This is a genomic window from Streptomyces otsuchiensis (assembly GCF_004305975.1).
Classification (GTDB): Bacteria; Actinomycetota; Actinomycetes; order Streptomycetales; family Streptomycetaceae; genus Streptomyces; species Streptomyces otsuchiensis.
Window position 1 is genome coordinate 1 of sequence record NZ_BHZI01000271.1, and the last position, 7,734, is coordinate 7,734.

At 74.2% G+C, this 7,734-nt stretch carries 8 protein-coding genes; 1 reads left to right on the plus strand and 7 read right to left on the minus strand.

The genetic code is table 11. The annotated features are described in order from the left end of the window. The 7 genes from E0D90_RS21185 to E0D90_RS21215 form a co-directional block, all read right to left on the minus strand. A partial coding sequence (locus E0D90_RS21185) for an SAM-dependent methyltransferase (RefSeq protein WP_130799670.1) occupies positions 1 to 618 on the minus strand: 618 nt, incomplete at its 3' end. Further along, positions 615 to 1,358 carry a PIG-L deacetylase family protein gene (locus tag E0D90_RS21190; protein WP_130799671.1) on the minus strand — a complete coding sequence of 248 codons (744 nt, stop codon included), beginning with the start codon at positions 1,356 to 1,358 and terminating at the stop codon, positions 615 to 617. The genes E0D90_RS21190 and E0D90_RS21185, both read right to left, overlap by 4 nt. Then, positions 1,345 to 2,421: an acyl-CoA dehydrogenase family protein gene (locus E0D90_RS21195; protein ID WP_130799672.1), complete on the minus strand. Its 1,077-nt coding sequence runs from the start codon at positions 2,419 to 2,421 to the stop codon at positions 1,345 to 1,347. Before E0D90_RS21195 ends, E0D90_RS21190 begins: the two co-directional genes overlap by 14 nt. Positions 2,422 to 2,626: 205 nt before the next feature. Then, positions 2,627 to 2,887, minus strand: coding sequence for a hypothetical protein (locus tag E0D90_RS21200; RefSeq protein WP_103501995.1), 261 nt, complete (start codon positions 2,885 to 2,887; stop codon positions 2,627 to 2,629). Between the two features lie 128 nt (positions 2,888 to 3,015). After that, positions 3,016 to 3,765: a succinate dehydrogenase/fumarate reductase iron-sulfur subunit gene (locus E0D90_RS21205; protein WP_103502014.1), complete on the minus strand. Its 750-nt coding sequence runs from the start codon at positions 3,763 to 3,765 to the stop codon at positions 3,016 to 3,018. A gap of 178 nt (positions 3,766 to 3,943) precedes the next feature. Next, entirely contained in the window at positions 3,944 to 5,926 is a 1,983-nt protein-coding gene (locus E0D90_RS21210) for a fumarate reductase/succinate dehydrogenase flavoprotein subunit (RefSeq protein WP_130799673.1), read from the minus strand. A gap of 2 nt (positions 5,927 to 5,928) precedes the next feature. Then, positions 5,929 to 6,660: a succinate dehydrogenase cytochrome b subunit gene (locus E0D90_RS21215; protein ID WP_130799674.1), complete on the minus strand. Its 732-nt coding sequence runs from the start codon at positions 6,658 to 6,660 to the stop codon at positions 5,929 to 5,931. A 95-nt stretch (positions 6,661 to 6,755) separates the two neighbouring features. Between E0D90_RS21215 and E0D90_RS21220 the strand changes: the two genes are divergently transcribed. After that, positions 6,756 to 7,685: a LysR family transcriptional regulator gene (locus tag E0D90_RS21220; RefSeq protein WP_130799675.1), complete on the plus strand. Its 930-nt coding sequence runs from the start codon at positions 6,756 to 6,758 to the stop codon at positions 7,683 to 7,685. The last annotated feature ends 49 nt before the right edge of the window (positions 7,686 to 7,734 follow it).

The window sequence follows — 7,734 nt, forward strand, 5'->3', positions numbered from 1 at the left end:
GTCCCCGACCACCGGGGCACCGGAGCGGACATCGCCGACCGGCTGGCCCGGCGCGTGGCGGGCGTGGATCTGGAGGGTGAAGTCGGGCTCCCGGTGGTCGGTGAGCAGGCGCAGCCCCTCGCGCCGGGCCAGCCGGTCGGCGATGTCCGCTCCGGTGCCCCGGTGGTCGGGGACGGCGTGGTTCCAGTGGACGGTCGCCAGTGTGCCGCCGTGTTCCAGTGAGGCGCAGGCGCGGTCGACGAGCGCGCGCTGCCGGGCCTCGTCGAAGTAGTAGAGGAGCTCGGAGAGCACCACCAGGTCGAAGGTTCCCTCGGGCCACTGCTCGGGCACCGTCATCTCGGCCACCCGGACACCCGGCACTCCCTGGGTGCGGGCCCGGGTGGTGCGCACGGCCGAAGCGACCCGGTCGGCGGCGAGCAGGGAGTCGCAGCGGTCGGCGAGCCGCACGGTCAGTTCGCCGACCGAGCACGCCGGCTCGAAGGCGCGGCGGTAGGAGGGGAGCGGGAGCGACGCCACCGTCAGGGCGTATTTGCGCTGCTCGTACCAGCGGTCCCGCAGGCGCCAGGGGTCCTCGGCGCCTCGGTACATCGCCTCGAAGTAGCCGGCCGGTGTGCTCATGGAAACACGGTCTCCCACGGACGCAGGTGGTGGTCCAGCTCGGACGGCGGGAGGATCGCCGCGTCCTCGGGCGCGGGGCCGAGCGGGTGGATCTGGGTGGTGAAGGCGGCGACGGCACGGGCCTTGCGCCTCCGCGCGGCGGTGTCGAGGTCGACGCGGGCGGCGCCGTGCCAGGGCGGGTCCCGGTCCTCGGGGCGGGACCAGTGCCACGCCCACACCGGGTACTGCACGAGCCGCACCCCGGTGTGCGCGGCGGCGGCGACGGCCGCCCGGCCGGTGGCCTCGTGGTCGGGGTGACGGTCTCCGGTGTAGGGCGCGGCGACGAGCGCCGACCCGGCGACCAGCGGCAGCAGGGCCCGGGTCAGCTCGGCCTCGTGGCGGGCGAGGCCGGAGTCGGGGAGCCCGAGCCGGTGGGGCGGTGCGGTGACACCGAGCCGTGCCAGCGCCTCGTCCAGCTCCTTCGCCCGGGCACGGGCCAGTTGCCCGGCGCTCATCGCGCGGCTGCCGGGGTGGGAGCCCTCGCCGTCGGTGGCGCACACGCTGACGACGCGCAGGCCGTCGGCGGCGAGGCGGGCCATGGTGCCGCCGAAGCCGAGCACCTCGTCGTCGGGATGGGCGGCGATCACGACCACGGTGCCCTCCGCGGGCAGCGGCAGCCGGGGCAGCGCCTGGAACCCGGGCCAGCCGCGCCACCGCGCTTCGGGCGTGCCCGGCGCCTGGATCGGGTCAAGGTCCGTCATCGCCGCTCCTGCCGCTGACGTGCGCGCCGAGCGCGGCGAGGTCGCGCCGGCCGTGGTGCTGGCGGACGTAGACGGTGAGGTCGGCCACGGCCCGTGCGTGCCGCGCGTCGTGGCACAGCGGGCCGGCGCCGGTGGCCTCCCCGGTGCCGTCCAGGACGCGGGCGCAGGCCGCCGCGGCACATCCGCGGGCGCGCAGCGCGCGGGCGGCGGCGCCGCCGTGGTGGTCGAGCGGGTCGTCGTCGATCTCGGCCGCCGCCTCGGCGAGGACCGCCCAGGCGGCCCGCAGGTCGATCTCGACGGCGCCGAGATGGGAGTCACGGAGGGGTGAGGCCGAACGGGCAGCGGCGGCGTACAGCACCCGGGCGACCGCGTCCGCGCCGCCGAGCCAGCAGGCGGCGACCCCCACTCCACCGTGGTGGAAGCCCGGGCGGCGGAGGTAGGCGCCGGGAGCTCCGACGACGCGGGCGGCGGCTCCCCGGAAGCGGACGTCGAGGCTGTCGGAGGCCGCCATCCCCACGGCCGGCCAGGTGCCGGGGGCGGGGACGCAGGTGGCCGGGTCCAGCTCGACGGCCAGCAGCAGCTCGTTCTCACCGCTGCGGGCGGTGACCAGGGCGTGGGTGCAGGCGCGGGCGCCGGAGCAGTAGCGCTTGAGACCGGTCAGGCTCCAGGCGTTGCCTTCACGGCGCGCCGTGACGCCGGTGCCGGGCGGCTCGGCGGCCCAGACGCCCCAGCGCTCCCCCGGCGCGGGCGGCCGGTCGCCGAGTTCGCGCAGGATGGCGACCGCGTCGAAGTGCCCTTCGGCCAGGCGGCCGAGGGAGAGGTCCTCCGCCGCGATGCGGCGCAGCACGTCGAAGCGGCGTGCGGTGTCTCCGGTGCCGGGTGGCGGGCAGTCGAGGTGGCCGGTGGCCGCCTGGGCGGCGATCTCGGCGAAGCGTGCGGCGACGGTCGTCTCGTGGGCCGGTGCCGCCTTCTGGCCCTGCGTCGCCTGGTGGCCCCGGGGAGTGCCGGTGCTCGGGGTGGTCGACGCCGCCCCCACGGCCACGCCGGTCGGTCCGTTCGCCATGGAGCCCGCCCTTCAGCCCGAGAGCCCGGGACCGGTGGGCCGCCACCGGCCTGCCGCCGCAGCCGTACGCGGCCCCGGTCCGTGATCTCAGCATGGCGCGCCTCCGGCGGGCCGACCACCGGAGCGCGGCCGGAAGTGGCCGAGGACGAGGCGGGGCGGGACCGTGGATGCGGCCCCGCCCCGCCCGGCGTTCCGCGGTGCCGGATCAGTGCAGCATCAGGACGCGCACCAGTCGGCAGGTGGTGTCGGAGGGCGGACGCACTCCGATCGTCGACGCGGTGGCACGTATCCGTCGGTCGGTGGCCTGGGTGGGGTGGTAGACGCCGGCGTCGAGCAGCGCGGTCGCCAGCCGCAGCGCCTTCAGCCGGCGGTTGTGCGACTCGTACCAGGCGCGCGGCTGCCCGGCGGGGAGCCGCTTCTTCGTGGGTGCGGAGGTGATCGGGATCAGCGGTGCGACAACGGCCATCGGCAGCCTCCTGGAGGCGTCGGCGAACCCTTCGAACACTGTCGATTCTACCGGCGCCCACTGACAAATCCCCTGGCCAGCACCGCTGTTGGGGCACCTGACCGGCTTGGCCGCGCGCGTGCCCCCGCTCAGCCGCGACCGCCCTTGCGGACCGCCCGCAGGTACTCGCGGTTCATGTCGGAGATCGACTCGAACGGGATGCCCTTGGGGCACGCGGTGGCGCAGGCACCGACCTGGGTGCAGCCGCCGAAGCCCTCGTCGTCCATGGCGGTGACCATGTCCAGCACCCGGCTCTCGCGCTCGGGCGCACCCTGGGGCAGCACCCCGAGATGGACGACCTTGGCGGCGGTGAACAGCATCGCGGCGCCGTTGGGGCAGGCGGCGACGCAGGCGCCGCAGCCGATGCACTCGGCGTGGGCGAACGCGGTGTCGGCGGCCGGCTTGGGCACCGCGGTGGCGTGCGCCTCGGGGGCGCTGCCGGTGGGCGCGGTGATGTAGCCGCCGGCGCCGATCACCCGGTCCAGGGCGCCGCGGTCCACGACCAGGTCGCGGATGACGGGGAACGCCGCGGCGCGCCAGGGTTCGACGTCGATGGTGTCGCCGTCGTCGAAGTGACGCATGTGGAGCTGGCAGGTGGTGGTGGGCTGCGGGCCGTGGGCCTGCCCGTTGATGACCATGCCGCAGGCGCCGCAGATGCCCTCGCGGCAGTCGTGGTCGAAGGCGACCGGTTCGTCGCCTTCGGCGATGAGGCGTTCGTTGAGGGTGTCGAGCATGTCGAGGAAGGACATGTCGGGTGAGATGCCGGTGACCCGGTAGGTGGTCATGGCCCCCTGCTCCTCGGGGCCGGGCTGGCGCCAGATGCGCAGGGTCAGCTCCATGCCGTCGGTGGCCCCGTGCGCGGCGCCGTCCGTCGTTCCGTGCGCGGCGCCGTCGGTCGTTTCGGCGTCGTCCGTGGCTCCGGGCTGGGTGCGGTCGCTGGTGCTGTGCGGCGCGTTCATCGTGCGCTCCGTCCCTTGTCGTGCGGGCGGGGACCGTCGGCTGCGGGCTGCGGCGCGCTCACGCGTAGCTCCGCTGACTGGGCCGGACGTCCTCGAAGTCGAGTTCCTCGCGGTGGAGCACCGGCGGCTTTCCCTCGCCGGTGAACTCCCAGGCGGCGACGTAGGAGAAGCGCTCGTCGTCGCGCTCGGCCTCGCCGGTCCCCGTCTGGCTCTCGGAGCGGAAGTGGCCGCCGCAGGACTCCTCGCGGTGCAGGGCGTCCAGGCACATCAGCTCGGCCAGTTCCAGGTAGTCGGAGACGCGATGGGCCTTCTCCAGCGACTGGTTGAACGCCTCACCGCTGCCCGGGACGCGGATGCGCCGCCAGAACTCGGCGCGCAGCCGGGGGATCTCCTCCAGCGCGTGGCGGAGCCCGTCGGCGTCGCGGGCCATCCCGCACTCCTCCCACAGGAGTTCGCCCAGTTCCTTCTGGAAGGACTCGGGGCTGCGGTCGCCGTTGTTGGACAGCAGGGCGCACAGCCGGTCGGCGACCTCGTCGACGGTGGCGCGGACGTCGGGGTGCGCGTCGTCGATCTCGGCGCGCGGGGTGAGGTCGGCGGGGAGCGAGGCGAGGTAGTCCCCGAGGGTGGCGGGGAGGATGAAGTAGCCGTCGGCCAGGCCCTGCATCAGGGCGGAGGCGCCGAGTCGGTTGGCCCCGTGGTCGGAGAAGTTGGCCTCGCCGATGGCGAACAGCCCGGGGACGGTGGTCTGGAGGTCGTAGTCGACCCAGAGCCCGCCCATCGTGTAGTGGATCGCGGGGTAGATCCGCATGGGCGTCTCGTACGGGCTCTCGTCGGTGATGCGCTCGTACATCTCGAAGAGGTTGCCGTACTTCTCCTCGACCGCCCTGCGGCCGAGCCGTTCCATGGCGTCGGCGAAGTCGAGGTAGACGCCCTGTCCGCCGGGGCCGACGCCGCGCCCCTCGTCGCAGACGTTCTTGGCGGCGCGGGAGGCGATGTCGCGCGGGACGAGGTTGCCGAAGGCGGGGTAGGCGCGCTCCAGGTAGTAGTCGCGCTCGTCCTCGGGGATGTCCTGCGGCGGGCGGTGGTCGCCGGGGGTGCGCGGGACCCAGATGCGGCCGTCGTTGCGCAGCGACTCGCTCATCAGGGTCAGCTTGGACTGGTGGTCGCCGGCGCGCGGGATGCAGGTGGGGTGGATCTGGGTGAAGCAGGGGTTGGCCAGGAGCGCTCCGCGCCGGTGGGCGCGCCAGATGGCGGTGGCGTTGGAGTTCTTGGCGTTGGTGGAGAGGTGGAAGACGTTGCCGTAGCCGCCGGTGGCCAGCACCACGGCGTCGGCGGTGTGGGTCTCGATGCGGCCGGTGACCAGGTCGCGGGCGACGATCCCGCGTGCGCGTCCGTCGACCACGATCAGGTCGAGCATCTCGCAGCGCGGGTGCATCTCGACGCGTCCGGCGGCGATCTGGCGGGAGAGCGCCTGGTAGGCGCCGAGCAGGAGCTGCTGCCCGGTCTGGCCGCGGGCGTAGAAGGTGCGGGAGACCTGGACGCCGCCGAAGGAGCGGGTGTCCAGCAGTCCGCCGTACTCGCGGGCGAAGGGCACGCCCTGGGCGACGCACTGGTCGATGATCTCGGTGGAGACCTCGGCCAGGCGGTGGACGTTGGACTCCCTTGAGCGGAAGTCGCCGCCCTTGACGGTGTCGTGGAAGAGGCGCCGCACGGAGTCGCCGTCGTTGCGGTAGTTCTTCGCGGCGTTGATGCCGCCCTGGGCGGCGATGGAGTGGGCGCGACGCGGTGAGTCCTGGTAGCAGAACTGCACGACGTGGTAGCCCTGTTCGGCGAGGGTGGCGCCGGCGGCGCCGCCGGCCAGGCCGGTGCCGACCACGATGACCGTGCGGTTGCGCCGGTTGGCGGGGTTGACCAGCTTGGCGGTGAACCGGCGGGTGTTCCAGCGCTCGGCGAGCGGCCCGTCGGGCGCGCGGGTGTCGGCCAGCGGCGTGCCGACCTCGTACCCGGCGTAGGGCGGTGCGGCGGCGGTGGGGTCCTGCATGGTCAGCTCACGACTCCCGTCATGACGGCGAGGGGCACGGCGAGGAATCCGGCGGTGAGGACCAGCGCCAGGCCGTTGGCGGTGACGCGCAGCCCGGCGGCGAGGCGGGCGCTGGTGACGCCGAGGCTGCGCGCGGCGGCGGCGAAGCCGTGCCGGATGTGCAGGCCGAGGGCGAGCATCGCGGCGATGTAGATGGTGTTGCCGTACCAGGTGGAGAACGACGCGACGACGTTCTCGTAGGGGTGGCCGGGCTCCGCGTGGGGGTTCACCGTGAGGGTGGTCAGGTCGAGGATGTGCCAGACGATGAACAGCCCGAGGATCACCCCGCCCCAGCGCATGGTGCGGGTCGCGAAGGTCATCCGCAGCCGGCTCGCGCCTCGGTGGGCGTAGCCCACGGGGCGCGCGGCGATGTCACGCCGGCTCAGCTGGTAGGCGGCGACGATGTGCAGCACCACGGCCGCCAGCAGCACGACGCGGACCACCCACAGCGTCCACTCGTATCCCAGGGCGGGCTCGCCGATGGTGCGCAGCCAGTGGGCGTAGCCGTTGAAGTCGTCGGGGCCGAAGAAGATCTTGAGGTTGCCCAGCATGTGGGCGACCAGGTAGAGCAGCATGACCAGACCGCTGACGGCCATGACGGCCTTCTTGCCGATCGTGGAACGCCACAGGAGGTTCACCACGGACGGGCTGCGTTCCGTCCGGGCGGGGCGCTGGTGCTGGGTCGCCGAAGCCATGAACGGAACGGTAGAGAACCCCCACCGCATCAGTCCAAGACATAGAAACGCTCTCTTCGATAGCCACTGCCTATGGGCGCGCTACGCTGGAGGCCATGCAGCTGCACCAGCTCCGCTATTTCGCCGCCGTCGCCGACACCCGGCATTTCACCCGCGCGGCCGAGCGTGAGCATGTCGCCCAGCCCTCGCTCTCGCAGCAGATCCGGGCGCTGGAACGCGAGCTGGGCACGGAGCTGTTCCACCGGGCGCGCGGTCATGTGGCGCTCACCGACGCGGGCGAGGCGCTGCTGCCGCTGGCGCGCCGCATCCTCGCCGACGCCGACACCGCGCGGCGCGAGGTGCAGGAGGTGGCACGGCTGCGCCGGGGCCGGGTGCGGCTGGGTGCGACGCCGAGCCTGTGTGTGGGACTGGTGCCGCGGCTGCTGCGCACGTTCCACGACCGCTATCCGGGCGTCGAGCTGCACATCACCGAGGGCGGCTCCCAGGACCTGGTGCGCGGGCTGGGCGTGGGCGAGCTGGACCTCGCCCTGGTGATCGACCCGCTGCCCGCCCGCGGGCCCGCGCTCACCTCGCGCGAGCTGCTGCGGGAGGACCTGGTGGTGGTCTCCGCGCCGTCCGGGCCACCACCGGTCGCGACGGGACGGATCACGGTGCCGGATCTGCGCGGGCTTCCGATGGTGATGTTCCGCCACGGCTACGGCCTGCGGGAACTGACGCTCGGCGCCTGCCGCTCGGCGGGGTTCGAACCGCGCCTGGCGGTCGAGGGCGGTGAGATGGACGCGGTACTGGCGCTGGTCGGGGCTGGGCTGGGGGTGGCCGTGGTGCCGCGGATGGCCGCGGACCGCTCGGGGTTGCGGATCACACCGTTCACCGCGCCGGGGCTGCACCGCACGGTGTCGGTGGCCCACCGCGGGGACGTCTCCCCGCCCCGCGCCGCGCGCGAGTTGCAGCGGCTGCTGCACGAGGACGGCGCACTCGACGGCGAGGCCGGCGGGCAGGGCGCGCGCGCCGGGGCGGTGGACTGAGCACGGCCCCGCCCCTGGCGGCCGGCGTCGCCGGAAGCGGAAGGGGAAG